We start from the raw sequence: 20,251 nt of genomic DNA, 5'->3' as shown, positions 1-20,251 counted from the left end.
CTTCGCTCGTTCGCCTGTGGGCACTGCATGGAAGGTGCTACCGCGTCACCTCCTGCCGGAACGGTGCGCGCAGACCGCCGCGGCTGCCGGTGGCGAGTCGCGTGGCGGCGCGGTCGACCAGCGCCATGATGGTCAGCGCCGGATTGGCGCTGCCTTGGGTCGGCATGACGCTGCCGTCGGTGATAAGCAGGTTGGGGATCGCGAACGTCCGCAGGTCGGCGTTGACGATGCCGTGCTGCGGACTGTCGGCCATGCGGCAGCCGCCCACCAGGTGGGCGTAGCGGTCGATGGTCATCACCTCGGTGGCGCCCGCGGCGTGGAGGAGGTTCTCCATGACGCCGGTGGCGGCCTTGATCAGCTGCCGGTCGTTGTCGCACTGGGTGTACGAGAAGTCGGCGACGGGCAGGCCGTAGCGGTCGTGTTCGTCGGCCAGGGTGACGCGGTTGTCGGGCTGGGGCAGTAGTTCGCACAGCGCGCCGAGGGTGGCCCAGTGGATGTAGTCGTCCATGTAGTGGCGCAGGTCCGCGCCCCAGTGGCGTTGCGCGGCGACGTGTTCGGCCCAGGTGATGGGCAGCGGTGAGACGGTCTGGAGGGAGAAGCCGCGTCGATAGGGCTGGGCCGGGTCCGTCTCGTAGAAGGCCTCGGTGGAGACCTCCGGTGGGGGAGCCTTGTAGGCGCGGATCTCGGCGGTGAAGCGTCCGGCGGTCTGCGGGGCGCCCTGCACCATCAGGTAGCGGCCGACAAGGTCGTGGTCGTTGCACAGGCCCTCGGGGAAGCGGGAGTTGTGCGAGTTGAGCAAGAGGCGGGGTGTCTCGATGGAATAGCCGGCCACCGCGACGTTGCGGGCCCGCTGGAGGTGTTCGTGTCCTCCGCGCACGTACCGGACGCCGGTCGCGAGACGTCCCTCGGCGTCGGTCTCGACGCTGGTGGCCATGGCGTCGGCGCGGATCTCTGCGCCGTGGGCCAGCGCGTCCGGTATGTGGGTGATCAGCGGTGAGGCTTTCGCGTTGACCTTGCAGCCTTGGAGGCAGAAGCCCCGGTATACGCAGTGCGGGCGGTTGCCGAAGCGGCCGTTTGTGATGGCGACGGGGCCGACGCGGGCCTGGATGCCGAGTGCCGCGGCGCCGCGCAGGAAGATCTCGCCGTTGCCGCCGACGGGATGCGGGGCGTACGGGTAGGGGTGGGGGTCACCCCAGGGCCAGTACTGACCGGCGACGGGGAGTTCCTGTTCGAGGAGCTCGTAGGAGGGTTTGAGGTCTGTGTACGTCAAAGGCCAGTCGGCGCCCACGCCGTCCAAGGTGTGGGTGCGGAAGTCGGAGGGGTGGAAACGGGGGGTGTAGCCGGCGTAGTGGACCATGGAGCCGCCGACTCCCCGCCCGGAGTTGTTGGAGCCCATGGGGACCGGGTCGGCTCCGGAAATGACGCGCGGCTCGGTCCAGTACAGGTGGTGGGATCCGGCTTCGTCGCTGACCCAGTCGGTGTCCGGGTCCCAGAACGGGCCTGCCTCGAGCACGACCACGCTCCAGCCGTGCCGGGCCATCCGCTGTGCCAGGACGCTGCCGCCCGCGCCGCAGCCGACGATGACCAGGTCCACCTCGTCTGCGTCGTCGAAGCGGCGCATGTCGCGGATGAGTTGCCGGTCGAAGCGGGTCCCGTCGTTGGGCAGCAGCCAGGCGGATCCGTTGCGCTCCCTGACCCGGCGCTGTGAGCGGCCCGTCAGAAGCATGGTGTCGCGGGCGGCGCGGAGCACCGAGTGGTGGCCTGGGTCGCCCGTGCCGGTCTCCTCCAGGCGTGGCGGTCGGGCGGTCTCGGTTTGGTTTCGTGCGGGGGCGACCGGGTCCTGTTCGGGGTGCTGGTCGGGAGTCTCCCAGGGTTCGCGGGCGTCGACGCCGAGGCGGAGGTAGCCGCGGGGGTAAGCGGGGCCGCCGAAGCCGATCTCGTTCCACGCCTGCGGGTGCGCGTAGTAGGCCGTGCAGGCGTAGCGGGTCCAAAGGCTCCATACGTGCACCGCCGGGAGGCCGTACCAGGGCTTGGCGTCGAGGTCCTGCACGGCCTGCACCCGGACGGCCTGACGCTCCTTCGGGAGCGCCGCGAAGCTCTCGACGCCCTCGTGGTGGGCGGCGTCCAGGTCGAGGGCGGCAAGCGACCGCTGCCAGGCCTGGTCGTCGGGCGGCATGTCCTGGTAGCGCCAGCCGTCGGTCTGGAGTTCGGCCAGTCGGGCGTCCACCATCTCCAGCACCGGTACCTTGGGGAGGTCGTCGTCCTGGTCGAGCAGTAGGTCGAACAGGGCTTCCGCCGTGGCCTGCTCGGCTGGGGTGAAGAACCGCAGCGCCGGTTGCGGCCCGATCCGGCTCAGGACCACACCCTGGATGGCCCGGTCCCAGTGCTCGGACTGGCCCAGGACGTCATAGCCGGGGAAGCGTCGTGGCACTGGCGCCTTGTGCTCGTCCGAGAACCCGCGTGGGTTCTTCGCCCCAGTCACGTGCTTCCTTCGCGGCGCAGAACGGCGGCGACCAGGCCCATGCCGCCGACCATGCTCATCAGCGCGGGGGCGAGCATCGGCGGCCCCATCTCGATGTTGTAGCGGGCCATGCGCCAGCCGCCGGGCTTCTGGGCGATGCCGCGCAGGTGCAGGTAGGTGCCTTGGACGCCGTTGGCGGTGATCGCGACGGACGCGAGGGGCAGGAGTGTGCGAGCCAGCCGGCGGTTGCAGGCCCCGGCCACGCCGGCGACCGCGCCGATCGGGCCGAGGACCACTGGCCACCACATCATTCTGTTGCCGAAGCCGGCCCGGTCGTGCTCGAAGTAGATCTCGACAGCGGTGACCACCGACCCCACCGCGGTGGTCAGCGCGAGCGTTCGCTGGAAGCGCCCGGTACGGACGTTGTCGAGCGCGCGAGCCGTCACGCCGAGTGGCGTGCCTTCGTGCCGCATCACTTCTCGCCCCCGTCGTCGACGGACTTGCCGCTTCCCGGCAGGAACTCCTGGATCTTGGCCTTCACTCCTTGCCGGATCATGCCGGTGCGGTCGCTGTCGCCATGCAGCACGGCGGACGCGGTGGCCTTCATCTGCGCCCAGTCGGCGTGCGGCGGGATCGGCGGCACGGCCGGGTCGGTGCGGAACTCGACGAGGCACGGACGGTCGGCGTGCAGGGCCTGCTTCCAGGCGTCGTCCACCTGGTCGGGCTTCTCGACGCTGATGCTGATCAAGCCGAGGTTCTCGGCGATCCGGGCGTAGGGGATGTCGGGAAGCTCTTGGGAGGGCAGGAACTGCGGTGCGCCTTCCATGGCGCGCAGCTCCCACGTGACCTGGTTGAGGTCGCGGTTGTTCAGCACCGCCACGATCAGGCGCGGGTCCTCCCACTGGCGGTAGTACTTGGCGGCCGTGATCAGCTCGGCCAGGCCGTTCATCTGCATCGCGCCGTCGCCGACGATCGCGATGGCGGGGCGGTCGGAATGAGCGAACTTCGCGCCGATCGCGTACGGCACGCCAGGACCCATGGTGGCGAGGTTGCCCGACAGCGAGCCGCGCATCTGCCCGCGCATGCGCAGGTGGCGCGCGTACCAGTTGGCGGAGCTGCCCGAGTCGGCGCTGAGCATCACATCGTCCGGCAGCAGCGCGTCCAGGGCGTGTACGACGTGTTCGGGGTTGACCGGGTCGGCCGCCAGTGCGGCGCGCCGCTCCATCACCTCCCACCAACGGGTGGCGTTCTTGACCACGGTCTGCTGCCAGCTGCGGTCGGGCTTGAGCTCCACCAGCGGGAGCAGCGCGTCGAGTGTCTTCGCCGCGTCGCCGACCAGGTTGACCTCGAACGGATAGCGCAGGCCGACCATGAACGGGTCGATGTCGATTTGTACCGCGCGGGCCTGGTCGAACTCGGGCAGGAACTGGGTGTAGGGGAAGCTGGAGCCGATCGTGAGCAGGGTGTCGCAGTCGCGCATCAGTTCATAAGACGCGCGGGTGCCCAGTAGCCCGATGGAGCCGGTGACGTACGGCAGGGTGTCCGGCAGGACGTCCTTGCCCAGCAGTGCCTTCGCCACCCCAGCCCCGAGCAGCTCCGCGAGCTGCTCGACCTGCGACCGGGCATGGCGTGCACCCTGACCGAGCAGGATCGCGACCCTCTCGCCGGCATTGAGGACCTCCGCGGCCCGGCGGATCTCGGCGTCGTCCGGGATCGGCGCGGAGTGGGTCAGCCCCAGGCTGGAGGGCACCATCTTGAAGGCGTGGGTCGGGGCCTCGTACGGCAGGTCCTGGACGTCGGCGGGAATGATGACCGCTGTGACGGTGCGCCTGGCGTAGGCGGTGCGCATCGCCCGGTCCAGGACGTTGGGCAGCTGCTCGGGCACGGTCACCATCTCGCAGTATTCCGAGGCGACGTCCTTGAACAGGCTCAGCAGGTCGACTTCCTGCTGGTAGGACCCGCCCATGGCGCTGCGGTTGGTCTGGCCCACGATCGCGACGACCGGGACGTGGTCGAGCTTGGCGTCGTAGAGGCCGTTGAGCAGGTGGATCGCGCCTGGACCCGAGGTCGCCGCGCACACTCCGACGCGGCCGGAGAACTTCGCGTAGCCGACGGCTTCGAACGCCGCCATCTCCTCGTGCCGGGCCTGCACGAACTGCGGGTTGTTCTCAGCGCGGCCCCAGGCCGCGAGCAGGCCGTTGATCCCGTCACCCGCATAGCCGAAGACGTGCTCGACACCCCACTCCTGCAGCCTGTGCAGGACGTGGTCGGATACCTTCGTGGACACGCTGATCTCCCTCGCGGTAGACAACAGTCCCTTCAGCGCGACTAGCCGTTCGCGTTCGGATGAAACCCCCCGGACCGCAACGTGCTGCTCGCGGTCGGGACGCGGGGTGAACATCGGCCGTCGAACGTGCCGCAACCCGCAGGCCGACGAAGGAGAGTGCCGATGCCTGACCACGGGTGGCGGACCGCCCTCGAATCGGCTGCCTGGTGGGCGCTGCTCTTCGTGGTCTACCTGGTCTTCATCAGCACGTTGGCCCCGTTGGAACTCATGATCGGAGCGGTCGCCTCCGCACTCGCAGCTGCTGGCGCGATGGCCGTCCACCATGCCGCGCGGCCAGTCGTGGGTCCGGCCGGGCACCTGGGGGCGGCGCTGTGGGCGTGGCCGGGCGCCGTGGTGACCGAGACCGTCCACCTGGCGCGGCTCACCTGGGCTGCGGCGCGCGGACGCCCGGCCCGGGGCCGGTTCTCGCGGGTGCGGCTCCGTCCGGAGGTCGGCGTGCCCTGGGCCTGTGCGCTGCTCTCTGCCACACCGGGCAGCTGTGTAGTCGACGTGCACGAGGACCAGGAACAGGTGCCGGTCCTGTCCTTGCACTCGCTGTTCGATTCGCCCTCACGCCTCGAGTCGGTCCTGACCGGGGCGGAGGCGTCGTGAACGCCTGGCTGCTGGCGGCTCTGCTCCTGCTGCCGTTGGGACTGGGCCCGTGTGTGTGGGTGGCTTGCCGCGGCTCCGCGCCGCAGCGCCTCGCCGGCGCGAACCTGGCCACCGTGATGACTACCGTGCTGTTCCTCCTCCTCGCGCAGGGGTTCAGCCGCAGCTCCTACGTCGACCTCGCCCTGGTTCTGGCGGTGCTGGGGCCGGCCGGAACGCTGGTCTTCACTCGGCTCCTCTCACCCGCACGGGAGTCGCGGACGAGCAGTCCCAACGGCGGGAACACCGCATGACCGTCCGCCACGTCCTCGCCTTGGCCATGCTGGTGGTCGCCACCGCGACGCTCCTGCTGTCGGCTGGCGCTCTGCTGGTGCTGCCCCGCCCGTACGCCCGGCTGCACGCGCTGGCGCCCGCGACATCCCTCGGCGCGCCACTGGTGGCGCTCGCGCTCGCCCTGGACACCGGGCCCGGCCGCGGCGCGGTGAAGCTTCTCGTGATCGGCGCACTGCTGGCGGCCGGCGGCCCGGTCACCACGATGGCGATCGGCCGGGTCACCGCAGCCACCGACAACACCCACAGTCCTGAGGACGCCGGGACATGACCGGCGTCGCCACACTGAACGAGGTCCTGGCGCTCCTCGCGCTGCTGTTGGTCGCAGCGGTAGGCACGGTCGCGGTGCTCACCCGCGATCCCTCCCGCCAGGCAGTAGTGCTGGCCGTGCTCGGCCTGGGCCTGGCCCTGCTCTTCACCGTGCTGCAAGCCCCCGACGTGGCCCTGTCTCAGCTCGGTGTGGGCACCGCGGTGACGCCGCTGCTGATCATGCTCACGGTGCGCCGGATCCGAAGCAAGGAACACCAGGCTCGGCAAGGTGAACGGGACGAACGGGGCGGACCTGACGGGACCGGGGCCAACGGCCGGGGCGGTGGGTCGTGAGCCGCACGGCGCGCATCCGGCTGTTCTGGGGCGCCGCCGCAGTCATCGCCGCCCTGTACACGATGGCGTGCCTGCGCCTGCCGCACTTCGGAACCGCCGTTCACCCGTACGGGGACCGCGCGGTGGCCGCCACGCTCAGACAGCGCACCGCGAACACCATCTCCTCGATCAACTTCGACCAGCGGGCCTTCGACACCCTGGGCGAGGAGTCCATCCTCTTCGGCGCGGTCCTCGGCGCGACCGCCCTGCTACGGCGCACCAGCCACGACCACAACACCCGCCCGCGACCGGTGCGCGTCCTGCCCTCCACCCGCCTGTTCGGGGCCTTGCTGCTGCCGGTGGCGCTGCTGACGGGTATCTACATCGTCGCCCACGGGCAGCTCAGCCCCGGCGGCGGCTTCCAGGGCGGTGTCGTCCTGGCCACCGCACTCCACCTGGCCTACGTCGCGGCCGACTACCGGGCACTGCAGCGGATCCGCCCACGCGAGTTGCTGGACCAAGCCGATGCCGTCGCCGCCGGGGCCTTCACCGTCCTGGGTCTGGCCGGACTGGTCGCCGGAGTGGCGTACCTGCAGAACGTGCTGCCGCTGGGTACGTTCAACACACTGTCCTCAGGCGGCCTGGTCCCCGTCATCAACGCCGCTGTCGGCATCGAGGTCGCCTCGGGTGTCATCGTCGTGCTGGCCTACTTCCTGGATCAGACACTCTTCGCGACCGGCCCCGCAGGGGGAGCATTCCGCAAGAAGGCGGAGCGATGAACCTGCTCGGGCCACTGCCGTACCTGGTCGCCGGATGGCTGCTGCTGGTCGGTGTCTACGGGCTGGTGACCAGTCGCAACCTGATCCATGCCGTCGGCTGCCTGGCGGTGGCGCAGTCCTCCACGTATGTCCTGCTGTTGACGGTCGGCTTCCGGCGCGGCGGCACTGCCCCGGTCTACTCCGACACCTCACCCCGCTCCGTGGTCGTCGACCCTGTGGTCCAGGCTCTGGCCCTGACCGACGTGGTCGTCGGGGCGACCGTCACCGCCCTGCTGCTGGCTCTGGTGATCCAACTGCACAATCGCCACAGCACCATCGACCCCGACCGGCTCAACGCGCTTCGAGGCTAGGGGGACGCACACCCGATGACCGCGGCACAACTGCTTCCCCTCGCTGTCGCCGTTCCCTTGCTCGGCGCAGTCACCCTGGCGCTGGCGGGCCGGCTGCTTCCCCGACTCGGTTGCGACATTCTGGCCACCGCTTGGGCGTCGGCCGACGTGGTCCTCCTCGCCGGACTCTGGCACTGCTCGAGCCGAGGCACTCAGGTGAACTGGGTGGGAGCCTGGAAGCCCACCGGCGGCGAGGGCGTGGGCATCGTCCTGGTCGGCGACCGGATCGGCATCGGGCTCGCCCTGCTGATCACTGTGCTGATCCTGGCCGCCCTGCTGTACGCATGGCGCTTCTTCGAGGAACCCCCCGCCGGTCACCGGGGTACGTTTCCCGCTCTGATTCTGCTCTTCGAGGCCGGGATGTGCGGCTTCGCGCTGACCGGCGACCTCTTCAACGCCTTCGTGTTCTTCGAACTGATGGGCGCCGTGGCCTACGCGCTCACCGGCTACCACGTCGAGGACCCCAGGCCGCTGCAAGGGGCGCTGACCTTCGGCGTGATCAATTCCCTGGCCGCGTACTGCTCCCTGATGGGCATCGCGCTCCTGTACGCCCGTACGGGCGAGTTGGGGATGGCACAGATCGGTCGGCACCTGGCCGGCCACTCGGCCGATGCGCTGATCGTCGTGGCGTTCGTGCTCGTGCTGACCGGCCTCCTGGTCAAGGGTGCGATGGCACCCTTCCACTTCTGGCTTCCCGACGCCCATGCCGTCGCTCCGACGCCCGTGTGCATGCTGCTGTCGGGCGTCATGGTCGAACTGGGTGTCTACGGTGCCGCCCGCGTCTACTGGACCTTGTTCTCGGGGCCCGGCGGCATCCCCGCCCACGCGATGCGGGACGTTCTCACCAGCACCGGAGTGGTCACCGCTCTGCTCGGCGCGGTCATGTGCTGGCAGCAGCGGCACATCAAACGCATGCTCGCCTTCTCCACGATCAGTCACGTCGGCCTGTTCCTGGTCGGCATCTCCCTGCTGAGCCCGCAGGGTGTCACCGGCACAGCCCTGTACGTCGCCGGCCATGCCGGGGTCAAGGCCGCGTTGTTCGCACTCACGGGTGTACTACTCGACCAGCACGGATCGGTGGACGAACACAGCCTGTACGGGCGTGCCCGCGAACTGCGTCGCAGCGCGGGCATCATGTTCGTCCTCGGGGCTCTGGCTCTCGCCGGCCTACCGCCGTTCGGCACCGGACTGGGCAAGGCGCTCACCGAACACGCCGCCGGAGAATTCCTCGGCTGGCTCCCCGCCGTTTTCGTCCTGACCTCCGCGATCACCGGCGCCACCGTGTTGCGTACTGCGGCTCGCGTGTTCACCGGGGCCGGAGGCCGCCCCGACGCCACCGCCGGGGCGCAGACGCGCGGCGACCACGAGGAACCCGAGGTCCGCGATCCCGGACGGCCCGTCCCGGCCCCCATGCTGGTCGTCCCCGCACTCCTGCTCGCCGGGTCACTCGTCCTCGGTCTTCTCCCCGGCCCGGTCACTGCGCTCACCCGTGCCGGCCAGCTGTTCACCAGCAGAGCCGCTTACCTGGCCGCTGTCGGTCTGGCACCCACCAATCAGCCTGCGATGCCCGTCGTGACGCCCGTCGCGCCGCCTGTGGTGTGGACGGGCGAGGGCATCGCGTTGGGCCTGCTCTCGACCATCCTCGCAGCAGCGCTTGCCGCGACGGCCCTCTGGGGTCCGGCGCTGCAGGGAGCCGCCGCACACCGCCTGCGCGGCCTCGCCGCAGCCGTCACCCAACGCCTCGTGGCCCCGCTGCGTAGCCTGCACTCCGGGCGGCTCGGCGACAACGCGGTCTGGCTCGCGACCGGCGTCGCCGTACTTCTGGTGGCGTTCAGCACCCTCGTACAGCCCTGAGGCGAGCGCCGCCCGGCCGGAGTAGAGGGCGGACACGCCGGCGACGGAGAGTCGGGACCGGGAGTCGCTCGCCTTCCCATGCGTAGTCTGGGCAGCAGCCCCTGGGAGATTCGTGTTCCCCGAGCGCAGCCAAGCACAGGCCCTCGCGGAGGGGCGGGGCATCGAGGTCGCTTTCCTTCCGGAGGCAGTTCCTATGACATTCCAGCATCCCTCGGAGCGCGGGGGTGACGCACGCAGTCCTTTCGGGAGCTTCTCCGAGCGGGCGTCGAACCTCACCAGCTCACCCGCGTTCTTCTCCTTCTGTCTGCTCCTTGTGGGCGGCGTCCTCATCGTGCGCCTCACGGGCATGTCTCTGAGCTCGCAGCTTCTGGCAAGTGACGCCATGTCGGCGGTCACATTGCTGCTACTGGCCCTTCTCAAGAACACCGAACGGCGTGCTGAACACGCAATCCAGCGAAAACTCGACGCCATTGCCGGAGCGCTGCTGGAGCAGCAGCAAGGAGAGGGCGGAAAAGCCTTCGAGACGCTGGAGCGGGCTATCCGGATGGAGGAGGACACCTGAGCCAAGCCGGCCGACGGCCCTGTTCTGCGGGGCGTGGCAGGAAGATCGGGTTCACCGGGCAGAGCCGCCCAGCGGCGAGCGGGGTCGCCGACGGGAGATGGCGTTAGTCTGGATGGACCGGCACCGTCCGAGACGCGACGCACTCACTGCTCGCGGGGTGATGATCCCACCGATGGTGCTGTTCGGCTGCCCCTGACCCTGGCTGCGTCGCAACCAAGACGGCCAGGAGTGCCGGTGTCCAGTATCGAACAAGCAATGTCGACGTCGCCCTCCCGCGCGTCGACGGTGAGCACGCAGCAGCCGGGCTATACGGGCGTCGAGCCGTTCCCCTCGACGCGAACCGCTCTGGAACTCCAACCACAGGGATGGCGGGTGGCAGTCACGGCTGTCATCGTGGCGTTTCCGCTCCTCGCGGTCGTCCTCGCCGCGTGGGTCCTGTGGGGACAGCTGATCGGCCCGGTCGACATCGTGCTCGCTGCGGCGCTGTACGTCGTCACGGGCCTAGGCGTCACCGTCGGGCTCCACCGATGCCTGACCCACCACAGCTTCACAGCCACACCGACCCTGCGAGTCGTACTCGCGATGGCCGGGTCGATGGCCTTCCAGGGCGACGTGATCAACTGGGTCGCGACCCACCGACGCCACCACGCCTTCACCGACCGCCCCGGCGACCCGCACTCGCCCTTCCGGTACGGCACCACGCTCCGCGGCCAACTCCGGGGCCTGGCCCACGCCCACGTCGGCTGGCTGTTCACCGGTGACTCCACTCCGGCCGAGCGATATGCGCCCGACCTCCTGGCCGACCGCGCAATGCTCAGAGTCTCGGCCGCCTTTCCCGCCCTGTGCGTCCTCTCCTTGGCCCTGCCCCTTGGGCTGGGATGGGCGATCGGCGGCACCCTGCACGCCGCGCTGGCGGCCCTGCTGTGGGCAGGCCTGGTCCGCGTCGCCGTGCTCCAGCACGTCACTTGGAGCGTGAACTCGCTGTGCCACATGATCGGCCACCGTCCGTTCCGCACCCGCCGTCACGACCGCGCCACCAACCTGTGGCTGCTGGCGCTGCCGTCTTTCGGGGAGAGCTGGCACAACCTCCACCATGCCGACCCGACCTGCGCCCGCCACGGCGTCGACCGCCGGCAGATCGACCTGAGCGCCACCGTCATCCGCCTGCTCGAGCGCGCCGGTTGGGCGACCGACGTGCGCTGGCCCACCACCAGCCGCTTGGAAGGCCACCGGCTATGAACATCCCACTCCCGATCGCGGGCGCGCCGCGGTCGCCGGGCGCCGGAGCAGGACGTGTGAGCGGCCGACGCGCACGACCCGGCCCCGCGGTTGAACGAATCGCCGATCTGCTCGGGCGGACCGCGCAAGGGGATGCGGCCGCTTTCGCCGCCTTGTACGACGTGCTCGTGCCCGACATCTGGCTCGCGGCCCTCGCCGTGTGCCACGACGCTACGACAGCCCGCAAGGCGACCGAGCAGGTCTTCGTCGAGTTGTGGCGGGCTGCGCCCCTGCTGGCTGCTCAACCTGACTGCCCGGTCAGCCGGTTGCTGAGGCTCACCCACCGTGTGCTGCGTTTGCATGCTGAGCCGCCCGACTCCGAATGAGCGCGCCGTCGCCCCCGGCACATGTCAGCTCGGGCCCTGCTTGGAGTGTCGAATCCGAAGGCGCGCCCGGGGAGCCCGGGACGTGCTGCTGTGGGGGCGGTGCCGTGCGCTCGCCCGTCCGGAGGACACCGCGGTGCTACCCGGCCGACCAGCTCGTTGAGCGCGATGTGACCCCTTCGGATCCGGTGCCGCCGTCGTCAACGGAAGCCAGTCTGTCGGACGGCACCCCGCTGTTTCGTGAGATCGCGGTGGTGTGGGCTGCGTCGGGCCGGATGGTGCCGGGGCGCCCGGACCCGGAGTGGGACCGGCTGACCGCCGGACCGGGGCGACGGAGACGGGTCCTGCCGTCACCCCGTCGCTCGGCCGCATGAACCAGACGGGAATCAGAAGCAGATGCGCCCAGGGGCCGGGATGAAGCCGACGTCCTCCAACGTGTCCGTCGCGATGAGAATGGCCAGGCTGTCCATCTCGGCTTGTGCCGGCAGCTCGCCCTGGCAGGCGAATTGAACGCGCCTGTAGAGCGGCGGAGCAGGCGCCCCGGACACTCCCTCGCCCGGGGCGCCTAGCCGTTCGACCCGCGCGGCTCCCGCGCGCGGCCCAGGTTGGAACCGGGACCAGGCGCAGGCGCGTGGTCTGGCCCGAGCGTCGAGCTGGGCGGATGCCAGGCGAAGGCCACGGGTAGGAGCGGGATGCGGGCCCCCGGCCTCAGTGTCGGGGCGTGCCCGCTCGCGGCGCCTGGGCCCCACCACGACCAGGCGCCGCGGCCTCACGGGGGCGCCCAGTCGGTCGGCAAGGGTCACGACGGTTCAGAGGCCTCGCCGTCGCGCGGTGCGCAATCGCGGCGACCGGTGGGGGTCTCCCCAATCGATCGACGGAGCCGTCGGGCGGCGCCCCGGGTGTCTCCGACGCGCCGTCGCGGGCGCCACTCAGCTCGGCGCTGATCTCTCCGGCGCGGTGTGGCGGAACGCGAGGGGCTGGCGTGTAGAACCGCGGGCAGAGGACCTCGGGGAGCGGCCGCGTGGGCGTCGGATGGACGAGAGCGCAGAGGAGCTGGTGGATGGGCCGGTGGCGACAGTTGCTGGGGCGGGTGCCGGAGGGGGCCGACCGCAGAGGCGGCCCTGGTGGCCGTGTCGGGCGAGCCCGGGCGGGGCGGCCCCGACGACAGGTGGTGGGTCACCGGCCGCCCACCACGGTCCAGCGGACGTCCCGTCCCTCACCAGGTGTGCCGGTGTTCGTGCAGACCGCGGCCGGGTGGGCATGGCGGCTGCTGGTCCTGGGAGCTGCCGCCTACGCGTTGTTCCAACTGCTCGTCCGTTTCCAGCCGGTTGTGATCGCGGTGTTCCTCGGGCTGGTCGTCACCGCGCTGCTGCGGCCACTGGCCGACCGGCTGAGCAGGGTGATGCCGCGCGTGACCGCGGTGTTGTGCGCGTACGTGCTCGCGGTGTTGATCATCGCTGTCCTGCTGTCGGTCACCGGCCTGCTGGTCGCGGACGAGGCGCCGAAGGTGGTGGCGCAGTTCGACACCGGGATCGGCCGCGTCGAGCACTGGCTCGAGGGGTCGCCGTTCCATGTGCGGCCGGGCGCGTTGACGGGTCTGCAACAGAAGATCACCGCCTTCATCTCCACCCACCGCTCCAGCTTGTTGCAAAGCGCGGTCAACGGAGCGACGCAGGCCGTGGAGATCCTTACGGTGGCCGCGCTGGGGTTGTTCTGCTCGGTGTTCTTCGTCTATTCCGGGGAGCGGATGTGGGACTTCTGCCGAGACCAACTCCCGGCCGTGCGGCGGGATGGCTGGCAGCGCGGCGGGACTGCGGCCTTGGGCACGCTGTCCGGCTACATCCGCGGCATCATCCTGGTCGCGGCCACCAACGCAGTGCTGGTCGGCATCGCCTTGTTCGCGCTGCGGGTGCCCCTGGCCGGACCGCTGGCCATGCTGGAATTCCTGGCCGCGTTCGTGCCGTTGATCGGCTCACCCGTGGCCCTCGCCGTCGCGAGTGCGGTGGCGCTGGCGGCCCGCGGCCCGATCACTGCCGTGATCGTGCTGGGCCTGATCGTCGTGATCGGGGAGATCGAAGGGCATCTCCTGCACCCGTTGATCATGAGCTGGGCCGTGCGGCTGCACCCCGTCGTCGTAGCCGTCTCGGTGATCGCGGGAACCATCGCGCTCGGGATCATCGGCGCGGTTCTCGCTGTTCCCGCCGTCTCTGTCGTGTGGGCTGTCACCCAGGCCCTGCGGACACCGGCGTCCCCGGAGCGGAGCACCCGCGGGGCCCGCGCCACCTGAACACGGAAGCTTCCACTGACCTTGTGGCTGGTCGATTGGAGTGGCTTGCCCACGTGTCTGCCCGGAAACCGGCCGCCCGGCAGTGATGATGGGGCCATGAGCACCTCGGATGATGGCGACAAGGCCCAGGCAGACGACGAGACAAGGGAGCGGTCTGCAGAGCAGCGGAACATCACAGCGCCCACTCCAAAGGACGTCCGGGCCAAAGGCGACGATGAGGAGGACGATGGCGAGGACGCTGAGGAGAGCGAGCCGCCCTCAGCAGACAAGTAGCTGATCGGGCGACAGCTCCCTGATGCCCCTGCTCCGAGTGGCGCCGCGCCGGTGCGGCACAAGGCCCACGGAGTCCTGAGATCGTGAGCAGCAGCGGGAGGTGCGGCCGATGTGGCATGACCTGTGGGTCGTTCAGGTTCCCATCGCGGAGAAGATCATCCGCACCGTGCTGGTCTACGTGCTGATCCTCGGCCTGTTCCGGATCAGCGGGAAGCGAGGGCTGGCGAACCTCAACACCTTCGACTTCGTCGTGATCTTCCTGCTGTCGAACGTGGTTCAGAACGCGGTCATCGGATCGGACAACAGCCTCCTGGGTGGTGCGATCGGCGCCGTGACCCTCGTTGTCCTGAACTCGGCGGTGAACCGATGGGTGGCTCGCGACCGCCGAGCCGAGCGCCTGCTCGAGGGCACCGCCACCACGGTGATCGCCGACGGAGAGGTCGTACCGGACGCCCTCCGGCACCTGGCGCTACGCAGCGGAGAAGTCGAGCTCGCGGTTCGAATGCAGAACGGCGGCACCATCAGTGATGTTGCCGTCGGGAGCCTTGAACCGGACGGTCACCTGGCGATCACACTCAAGGACGACCGCCAGGGTTCCACCCGAGAGGACATCCAGGCGCTGGACGCCCGGCTCGCCGCGATCGAGGAACTCCTCACCACCGTGGTCGGCACGCGTGCTGCCAAGCCGCCACTGCGGCGACCGGGGCAGACAGAAGAGGCGGGACGTCGAACGCGATGCGGTGCGGAGGCTCAGGTGGGGCGCGTCTCCCGTTCTGGGAAGCGATGGTGTTCCAGGAGCTGGATGAAGTGCTTCCAGAAGTCCGGGCCGGGGGATTGGCCGGGACCGGCGGCGAGGACTCCGGGCATGGTTGCGAGACTGGGCGTGGCGAGACTGCCGGGGAGCATGCCAGGGGCTCGGAGCAGTGTGGTGGCCTCCCCGAGAGTGGCCAGGGGCTTTCCGTGCAGATAGGCCTCGGCAAGGAATCGGAGTGCGGCCGCGTCGCCTGCGAGTGCGTCGATGCTGTCTTGTCCTCCCGGGACCAGGACGGCGTCGTACAGCACGGAGCCGACGGTGGCGATCGCCCGGTCCACCGGAACCCGCGCGCCGTCTCGACCGCGCACGGAGCCGTCCTCGGCGGCGAGGGTCTCGACGATCAATCCCTGGGCGGCGAGTCCACGAGCGCCGGCCACGTCTTCGGCGTCGACGCCGGGGGCGATCAGCACAGCGACTTTGCGGGTGCGAACTGACGTGCCCCGAAGGTTGTCCAGACTCAGCGCTGGAGAGGCGGCCACGGTCTTCCCGGCGTTCGCCTCGGTGGTCGCGACCGCCGGCGCGGCGGCCTCGGGTTCGTGGACCCCGATGCCGTGAGCAACGTCGGCGGCCAGCTGCGGGTCAACCCGGGTCAGGTTGTCGACCATGCGGGTACGCACCGCACGGTCGTTGACCTTGCCCAGTTCGAAGCGGAACGCCGCAACGATGTGCCTCTGCTCCCAGTCGGTCATGCTGTTCCAGAAGAGGGTGGCCTGGCTGTAGTGGTCTGCGAAGCTCGGGCTGCGGTGCCGGATCACGGCGCCCTCGATCCGCTCCTGGTGGTGCTGGAACACTCCGGTGGCCAGACCCCCGCCCATCGCTGCCGGGCAGCCACCGCCGAGTGAGTTCGGCGAGTAGCTGGTGCCGGGATGGATCACCTGCTGACCGAAGCCGTCACGGTGGTTGGTGTTCACATCGGCCAGGGGTCGGTTCACCGGAAGCTGGGAGAAGTTAGGGCCGCCGAGCCGGATCAGCTGGGTGTCCAGGTAGGAGAAGTTACGCCCTTGCAGCAGCGGGTCGTTGGTGAAGTCGATGCCGGGCACGATGTTGGCCGTGTGGAAGGCGACCTGCTCGGTCTCGGCAAAGAAGTTCTGTGGATTGCGGTCGAGCACCATTCGGCCGATGACCTTGACCGGCACCAGTTCCTCGGGCACCAGTTTGGTGGGGTCCAGCAGGTCGAAGGCGAAGGCGTGCTCGTCCTCCTCCGCGATGAGCTGGACACCCAGCTCCCACTCCGGGTAGTCGCCCGCCTCGATGGCGTCCCACAGGTCGCGGCGGTGGAAGTCCGGATCGCGTCCGGCGGTGATCTGGGCCTCGTCCCATACCTGGCACGCCACGCCGAGCTTGGGACGCCAGTGGAATTTCACGAACGTCCCACGGCCGTCGGCGGTGACGAAGCGGAAGGTGTGGACGCCGAAGCCCTGCATCATCCGGAAGCTGCGCGGAATCGCCCGGTCCGACATCGCCCACATGAGCATGTGCGTGGACTCCGGCTGCAACGAGCAGAAGTCCCAGAACGTGTCGTGCGCGGACCCGCCCGTCGGCATCTCGTTGTCCGGTTCCATCTTCACCGCGTGCACGAAGTCGGGGAACTTCGCGGCGTCCTGGATGAAGAAGACGGGCATGTTGTTGCCGACGAGGTCGTAGTTGCCCTGCCGGGTGTAGAACTTCGTGGCGAAGCCGCGTACGTCACGTACCGTGTCGGCCGATCCGCGCGGCCCCTGGACCGTGGAGAACCGTACGAAGACCGGCGTTCGCCGACCGGGGTCTTGCAGGAAGTCGGCGCACGTGTACCGGGCCAGCGACTCGTACGGCTCGAAGAAGCCGTACGCGCCGGCGCCCCGGGCGTGGACCACCCGCTCGGGGATCCGCTCGTGGTCGAAGTGCGTGAGCTTCTCGCGGACCTGGAAGTCCTCCAGCAGGGTGGGCCCACGTTCGCCGAGTCGCAGCGAGTTGTCGTTGTCCTCGACTCGAACCCCCTGGTCGGTGGTCAGGGCCCCGCTCGTAGGCGTAGCGCGGGAGCTGTCCAACTGCCGCCCCTTTTGATCGCCCCGTTCCTCCTGTGGGGGCTCGGTGCGGCCTGCGCGCCTGTCGCGGTCGCGGGGCTGTTCTGGGTCGACGAGTGTCATGACGGTCTCGATTCCGCTGTTTCTCGCGCTTTACCTGGTCACGGTCCAGAAGGCTTCAGAACACCTCCTGTCGGCGTCGATGAATTGGCTGCCACTGTCTGGTGGTCGGCACGTTGCTCGATCTTCGAGCAGCGTGTCCTTGATGGGCTGCAGCATGTTCCGCGCTTGTCCCACCACGGCCTGGCTAAACACCCTCCTCCCTCCTCGTGTTTGGCTCCCTCCGGGATGGGCACACGCGGGTGCAGGCGGAAGGAGATCGCCATACCCCTGGCTTTTGGCGCTGTCGACCGTCTTCGCGGGCTCCTGGGCGGCCGATCCGTGGCGCGGACGGGGCGAGGAACGACAGCCTCCTGCCCTGACACGCCTAGGGAGGGTGGGAAGGCCCCGCTGACACGAGACCGGAGTTGGGGGGGCGAAGGCCGTCTGTCACCGATGCAGGAAAGGCGCTGATCATGGACAGTGTGGACATAAGGGAGTGGCGCGAGAACGACGTGGTCGACGAGGACGGCAAGAAGGTCGGCACGCTGGAGTCGGTATACGTCGACACCGCCACTGACGAGCCGTTCTTCGCCACCGTCGTGGTAGGACTGCCGACCAGAAGACGCCTGGTGTTCGTGCCGCTGGCCGGCGCGCTGGTCGGTCCCGGATACGTCAAGGTGGCCTTCGCGAAGGCCGTGGTGAAAGGGGCGCCGGCGATCGACGCCGACGGCGTCCTTGCCGCCGAGCAAGAGCCTGCGGTCTTCGCCCACTATCAGCTCGCGTACAGCCAGGGCGCCGGCGGCGAACGCCGCCTGGCCCGTCGCTGACAAGGGGAGAGGTGACCAAGATGGTCCTGATCCTGCTGCTGGTCCTCGCCGCGGTCCTGCTCGGCATCATCGGATCCGTCGTCAAAGGGTTGCTTTTTCTGCTCCTCATCGGCATCGCCGTTTTCGCGGTCGCACTTCTGCTGAGCGCCCTCCGGTTCCGGCGAACCGGACGGCGACCCACGCGTTGAATACTCGGACCGGAAAGGTTCGCCCGGTGAGCGATGCCCGCAGGATGACTCCGGCGCGCGCGGCCCGGAGTAGCCTGCGCCGGTGAAGGTCTATCCCCTCTGGCACATCGGTCACCAGAACGAAGCCGGCCCCGTCGGCGAAACGGTTCACCTCGACGACGGAGGCGACGTGTTCGTCGATGAGCAAGACGGTGACGACGTCACGCTGCTCGGCATCTACTCGTCCGAGGCCGGGGCCGGGGAGCGGATGCTGCGCGCGCGTCTCCTACCGGGGTTCGCCGCCGAGCCCGACTGCTTCCATCTCGGGGAGTACGACCTCGACAGGGATCACTGGACCGAGGGCTTCGTCTGCGTGCCGGTGCGCGACGCGCCCAGCCGGTGAGGCACTCGGTCGAATGCGCCCGGCCGGCCCCCGTCCAAGCAAGCAAGCTGCCTACAGAGGGCCGGGAAAGTAGTAGCCGCTGACCTGCTGGTAGTAGTCGGGCGTGCCGTCGAGCCGGTCGCGGTCGTACTCCGGGGCGTTCTTGATCGCGTCCTTGCTGCGGTCGACGTACACCACGCGGTCGACCGGGTCGACCTTGAGGATCATGCCGACGGGCAGCAGGGCCTGCCTGCCGAAGATCCACCTTCCGATGTCCACGAGGATGTGGCGGGCATCGGTCTCGTCGTCGTGCTTGTCGACCTTCCCGATGCGGCCGTCCGTCGCCTCCACCTCGAATCCGGCCAAGTCCATTCCGCTCTGGTAGCCGGTGCCCTGACGGTAGGTCCAGTTGCTGCTCTCCACGATCTGATCCTCCTGGATGCTCGGTGGATGCGGGCCCTTCACGGACCCGCATCCGAGCGCCTGCCCCGGATCACAGCACCCACACGTGTTCCTCGGATGCCACGGAACGGCCTCCAACCTGACCGTTTGGGCGCCCGGGCACAGGTTAGGAGCCCGGTAGTGGCGCACGTGGGGTGACCGCCAGGTGACTGGCCGTCATACATGCGACCACCGTGAAGGGAGCCTGCGTCATGCCGGTCGAGTGGTCCTTGATCCTGGCAGTCGTCGCCGCAGCCGCGCTCGGCGTTCCGGTGTTCGCGCTGTCGAGACGCCGGCCCCGGCGGCTCAGGGAGCGGTTCGGGCCCGAGTACGTGAGTGCGGTGGAGGCCCATGAGGGAAGCGCCAGGAAGGCGAACCGTGCTGTGCGGGAGCATGAGCGACAACTGGAAGCCCTCCCCATCGGCACGCTCGATGCCGCCCGGACGGAACGACTGAGGACGCGGTGGCGCGGACTGCAACGGCAGTTCGTCAACGCGCCCGTAGCCGTGGTGGCCTGCGCGGTCGAGGCGATGGACGAGTTGTTGGATGACATGGGCCTGCCTGCCAACCGTGAGGACCGGCAGATCCTCCTGAGGTCCTGGGATGAGCGGGCTGTGCGGTGCTACCGCCATGCGCACGGGGTGGTGGATCGCACAGGCTCCGGAACAGTGTCGACGGAGGAACTCCGCCAGAGCTTTGTGAGCGCCCGGAGCGTCTGCGAGTTGCTGGCCGGGGCGCAGCCCCCGTCGCGCCGCGCGCGTGCCCGTGGGGCCCGGCTGACGAGCGGGAGGGTGTCGTGATCGAGAAGCAGGCCACGCAGGAGGAGGCGGCTCGAATCGGGCCGGCCGAGTACGCGGTTCGCATGGACGGCGCGTTCGCGCGAGCGACGGAGGAGGTCCGGCCGGGGGAAGAGCGGCAGGAGACGCCGCCTCGGGCGGAGAAACTGCGCCAGGACGGCTGGGACACACGGTCGGAGGCGAGCGCGGACCGGGACCGGTCGCCCCTTCTGGATCCCCTCGTCGTCCAGCGTCTCCGCGACGACTGGCAGGAGGCCCAGTACGACTTCGTCGACGACCCGCATCAGGCGGTGGAGCGGGCTGACGCGATCGTGGTGCGTGCCGCCCGGCGACTCGCCGAGGCGGTACTGGAACGCAACGCCGACGTCCGGAAGGGATGGTGTCCCACCGGACCGGGCAGCGCCGCGCAGGACACAGGGACCTCGACCGAACAGCTCAGGGTCGCCCTGCAGCAGTACCGCGACGTTCTGGACCGGGTCCTGGATCTCTGACGACCAGGGCCCGCGCCAGGACGAGTAAGGAAGGGAGCCGGGCGATGAGCCCGGCTTCCCTGCTGCGGAGCTCGGGATGGTTGCGCGCCGACCCGTCCGGAGCGGGCACCCCGCGGCGCTCCAGCGGTTGCCGTCCACCTTCCGGCCGGTCTCGACGCCGGACTCGTCACACGT

Annotated in this window: 22 protein-coding genes and 1 pseudogene; 18 read left to right on the top strand and 5 right to left on the bottom strand. The window is 69.6% G+C overall.

Annotation, left to right across the window (positions count from 1 at the left end):
• Positions 1–37: 37 nt before the first annotated feature.
• From BMY61_RS03835 to BMY61_RS03820, 3 genes are read right to left on the bottom strand one after another with little or no spacing between them, the layout of a single operon-like run.
• Positions 38–2,482, bottom strand: coding sequence for a GMC family oxidoreductase (locus BMY61_RS03835; RefSeq protein ID WP_082015058.1), 2,445 nt, complete (start codon positions 2,480–2,482; stop codon positions 38–40).
• Positions 2,479–2,907, bottom strand: coding sequence for a hypothetical protein (locus tag BMY61_RS03825; RefSeq protein ID WP_236656039.1), 429 nt, complete (start codon positions 2,905–2,907; stop codon positions 2,479–2,481). Before BMY61_RS03825 ends, BMY61_RS03835 begins: the two co-directional genes overlap by 4 nt.
• Positions 2,908–2,933: 26 nt before the next feature.
• Positions 2,934–4,748, bottom strand: coding sequence for a thiamine pyrophosphate-requiring protein (locus tag BMY61_RS03820; RefSeq protein ID WP_042448390.1), 1,815 nt, complete (start codon positions 4,746–4,748; stop codon positions 2,934–2,936).
• A gap of 162 nt (positions 4,749–4,910) precedes the next feature.
• On the opposite strand from BMY61_RS03820, the gene BMY61_RS03815 reads away from it, so the two are divergent.
• The 13 genes and pseudogenes from BMY61_RS03815 to BMY61_RS44730 all read left to right on the top strand — a co-directional run.
• Entirely contained in the window at positions 4,911–5,399 is a 489-nt protein-coding gene (locus BMY61_RS03815) for a Na+/H+ antiporter subunit E (protein WP_042448387.1), read from the top strand.
• Positions 5,396–5,689, top strand: a complete 294-nt coding sequence (locus BMY61_RS03810) for an MrpF/PhaF family protein (RefSeq protein WP_052438742.1) — start codon at positions 5,396–5,398, stop codon at positions 5,687–5,689. The genes BMY61_RS03815 and BMY61_RS03810 overlap by 4 nt, the downstream gene beginning before the upstream one ends.
• Entirely contained in the window at positions 5,686–5,997 is a 312-nt protein-coding gene (locus tag BMY61_RS03805) for a monovalent cation/H(+) antiporter subunit G (RefSeq protein WP_042448385.1), read from the top strand. Before BMY61_RS03810 ends, BMY61_RS03805 begins: the two co-directional genes overlap by 4 nt.
• Positions 5,994–6,329, top strand: coding sequence for a Na(+)/H(+) antiporter subunit B (locus tag BMY61_RS03800; RefSeq protein WP_236656038.1), 336 nt, complete (start codon positions 5,994–5,996; stop codon positions 6,327–6,329). The genes BMY61_RS03805 and BMY61_RS03800 overlap by 4 nt, the downstream gene beginning before the upstream one ends.
• On the top strand, positions 6,326–7,087 hold the full coding sequence (locus BMY61_RS03795; RefSeq protein WP_042448382.1) for an MnhB domain-containing protein: 762 nt from the start codon (positions 6,326–6,328) through the stop codon (positions 7,085–7,087). The genes BMY61_RS03800 and BMY61_RS03795 overlap by 4 nt, the downstream gene beginning before the upstream one ends.
• Positions 7,084–7,437: a sodium:proton antiporter gene (locus tag BMY61_RS03790; protein WP_042448380.1), complete on the top strand. Its 354-nt coding sequence runs from the start codon at positions 7,084–7,086 to the stop codon at positions 7,435–7,437. The genes BMY61_RS03795 and BMY61_RS03790 overlap by 4 nt, the downstream gene beginning before the upstream one ends.
• A gap of 15 nt (positions 7,438–7,452) precedes the next feature.
• A complete protein-coding gene (locus tag BMY61_RS03785) occupies positions 7,453–9,330 on the top strand; it encodes a complex I subunit 5 family protein (protein WP_042448377.1) in 1,878 nt (625 codons plus the stop codon).
• A 112-nt stretch (positions 9,331–9,442) separates the two neighbouring features.
• On the top strand, positions 9,443–9,892 hold the full coding sequence (locus BMY61_RS03780; RefSeq protein ID WP_342342508.1) for a hypothetical protein: 450 nt from the start codon (positions 9,443–9,445) through the stop codon (positions 9,890–9,892).
• A gap of 372 nt (positions 9,893–10,264) precedes the next feature.
• Positions 10,265–11,131, top strand: coding sequence for an acyl-CoA desaturase (locus BMY61_RS03775; protein WP_236656037.1), 867 nt, complete (start codon positions 10,265–10,267; stop codon positions 11,129–11,131).
• 56 nt (positions 11,132–11,187) lie between these two features.
• A complete protein-coding gene (locus BMY61_RS45880) occupies positions 11,188–11,496 on the top strand; it encodes a sigma-70 family RNA polymerase sigma factor (RefSeq protein WP_052438741.1) in 309 nt (102 codons plus the stop codon).
• Positions 11,497–12,724: 1,228 nt separating this feature from the next.
• On the top strand, positions 12,725–13,780 hold the full coding sequence (locus tag BMY61_RS03765) for an AI-2E family transporter (RefSeq protein WP_236656036.1): 1,056 nt from the start codon (positions 12,725–12,727) through the stop codon (positions 13,778–13,780).
• Between the two features lie 96 nt (positions 13,781–13,876).
• On the top strand, positions 13,877–14,053 hold the full coding sequence (locus BMY61_RS45875; protein WP_161791262.1) for a hypothetical protein: 177 nt from the start codon (positions 13,877–13,879) through the stop codon (positions 14,051–14,053).
• 109 nt (positions 14,054–14,162) lie between these two features.
• A pseudogene (locus tag BMY61_RS44730) lies at positions 14,163–14,633 on the top strand (DUF421 domain-containing protein); the annotation flags it as partial.
• A 170-nt stretch (positions 14,634–14,803) separates the two neighbouring features.
• Here BMY61_RS44730 and BMY61_RS03755 read toward each other — a convergent pair.
• Positions 14,804–16,894: a catalase gene (locus tag BMY61_RS03755; RefSeq protein ID WP_042448369.1), complete on the bottom strand. Its 2,091-nt coding sequence runs from the start codon at positions 16,892–16,894 to the stop codon at positions 14,804–14,806.
• A gap of 551 nt (positions 16,895–17,445) precedes the next feature.
• Here BMY61_RS03755 and BMY61_RS03750 point away from each other — a divergent pair.
• The 3 genes from BMY61_RS03750 (at position 17,446) to BMY61_RS03745 (ending at position 18,369) form a co-directional block, all read left to right on the top strand.
• On the top strand, positions 17,446–17,799 hold the full coding sequence (locus BMY61_RS03750; RefSeq protein ID WP_425314665.1) for a PRC-barrel domain-containing protein: 354 nt from the start codon (positions 17,446–17,448) through the stop codon (positions 17,797–17,799).
• A gap of 20 nt (positions 17,800–17,819) precedes the next feature.
• Positions 17,820–17,987, top strand: coding sequence for a hypothetical protein (locus tag BMY61_RS45870; protein ID WP_169791856.1), 168 nt, complete (start codon positions 17,820–17,822; stop codon positions 17,985–17,987).
• A gap of 82 nt (positions 17,988–18,069) precedes the next feature.
• Positions 18,070–18,369 (top strand): hypothetical protein, encoded by a 300-nt coding sequence (locus tag BMY61_RS03745; protein WP_042448366.1) that lies wholly within the window; start codon positions 18,070–18,072, stop codon positions 18,367–18,369.
• Positions 18,370–18,420: 51 nt separating this feature from the next.
• On the opposite strand, the gene BMY61_RS03740 is transcribed toward BMY61_RS03745, so the two are convergent.
• Positions 18,421–18,771 carry a PRC-barrel domain-containing protein gene (locus tag BMY61_RS03740; RefSeq protein WP_143094152.1) on the bottom strand — a complete coding sequence of 117 codons (351 nt, stop codon included), beginning with the start codon at positions 18,769–18,771 and terminating at the stop codon, positions 18,421–18,423.
• A gap of 230 nt (positions 18,772–19,001) precedes the next feature.
• On the opposite strand from BMY61_RS03740, the gene BMY61_RS03735 reads away from it, so the two are divergent.
• Complete coding sequence (locus tag BMY61_RS03735) at positions 19,002–19,589, top strand: hypothetical protein (RefSeq protein ID WP_052438740.1); 588 nt, start codon at positions 19,002–19,004, stop codon at positions 19,587–19,589.
• Positions 19,586–20,077 carry a hypothetical protein gene (locus tag BMY61_RS03730; protein ID WP_052438739.1) on the top strand — a complete coding sequence of 164 codons (492 nt, stop codon included), beginning with the start codon at positions 19,586–19,588 and terminating at the stop codon, positions 20,075–20,077. The genes BMY61_RS03735 and BMY61_RS03730 overlap by 4 nt, the downstream gene beginning before the upstream one ends.
• The last annotated feature ends 174 nt before the right edge of the window (positions 20,078–20,251 follow it).

The sequence above is a fragment of the Streptacidiphilus jiangxiensis genome, from assembly GCF_900109465.1.
GTDB lineage: Bacteria > Actinomycetota > Actinomycetes > Streptomycetales > Streptomycetaceae > Streptacidiphilus > Streptacidiphilus jiangxiensis.
The sequence above is the reverse complement of the archived record's forward strand: the minus strand, read 5'-3'. Positions and strand labels throughout refer to the sequence as shown.

Coding starts and splice junctions, on each gene's coding strand:
- BMY61_RS03815 (WP_042448387.1), top strand. CDS start 4,911: ATGCCTGACCACGGGTGGCGGACCGCCCTCGAATCGGCTGCCTGGTGG.
- BMY61_RS03805 (WP_042448385.1), top strand. CDS start 5,686: ATGACCGTCCGCCACGTCCTCGCCTTGGCCATGCTGGTGGTCGCCACC.
- BMY61_RS03800 (WP_236656038.1), top strand. CDS start 5,994: ATGACCGGCGTCGCCACACTGAACGAGGTCCTGGCGCTCCTCGCGCTG.
- BMY61_RS03790 (WP_042448380.1), top strand. CDS start 7,084: ATGAACCTGCTCGGGCCACTGCCGTACCTGGTCGCCGGATGGCTGCTG.
- BMY61_RS03785 (WP_042448377.1), top strand. CDS start 7,453: ATGACCGCGGCACAACTGCTTCCCCTCGCTGTCGCCGTTCCCTTGCTC.
- BMY61_RS45875 (WP_161791262.1), top strand. CDS start 13,877: ATGAGCACCTCGGATGATGGCGACAAGGCCCAGGCAGACGACGAGACA.
- BMY61_RS03750 (WP_425314665.1), top strand. CDS start 17,446: ATGGACAGTGTGGACATAAGGGAGTGGCGCGAGAACGACGTGGTCGAC.
- BMY61_RS45870 (WP_169791856.1), top strand. CDS start 17,820: ATGGTCCTGATCCTGCTGCTGGTCCTCGCCGCGGTCCTGCTCGGCATC.
- BMY61_RS03735 (WP_052438740.1), top strand. CDS start 19,002: ATGCCGGTCGAGTGGTCCTTGATCCTGGCAGTCGTCGCCGCAGCCGCG.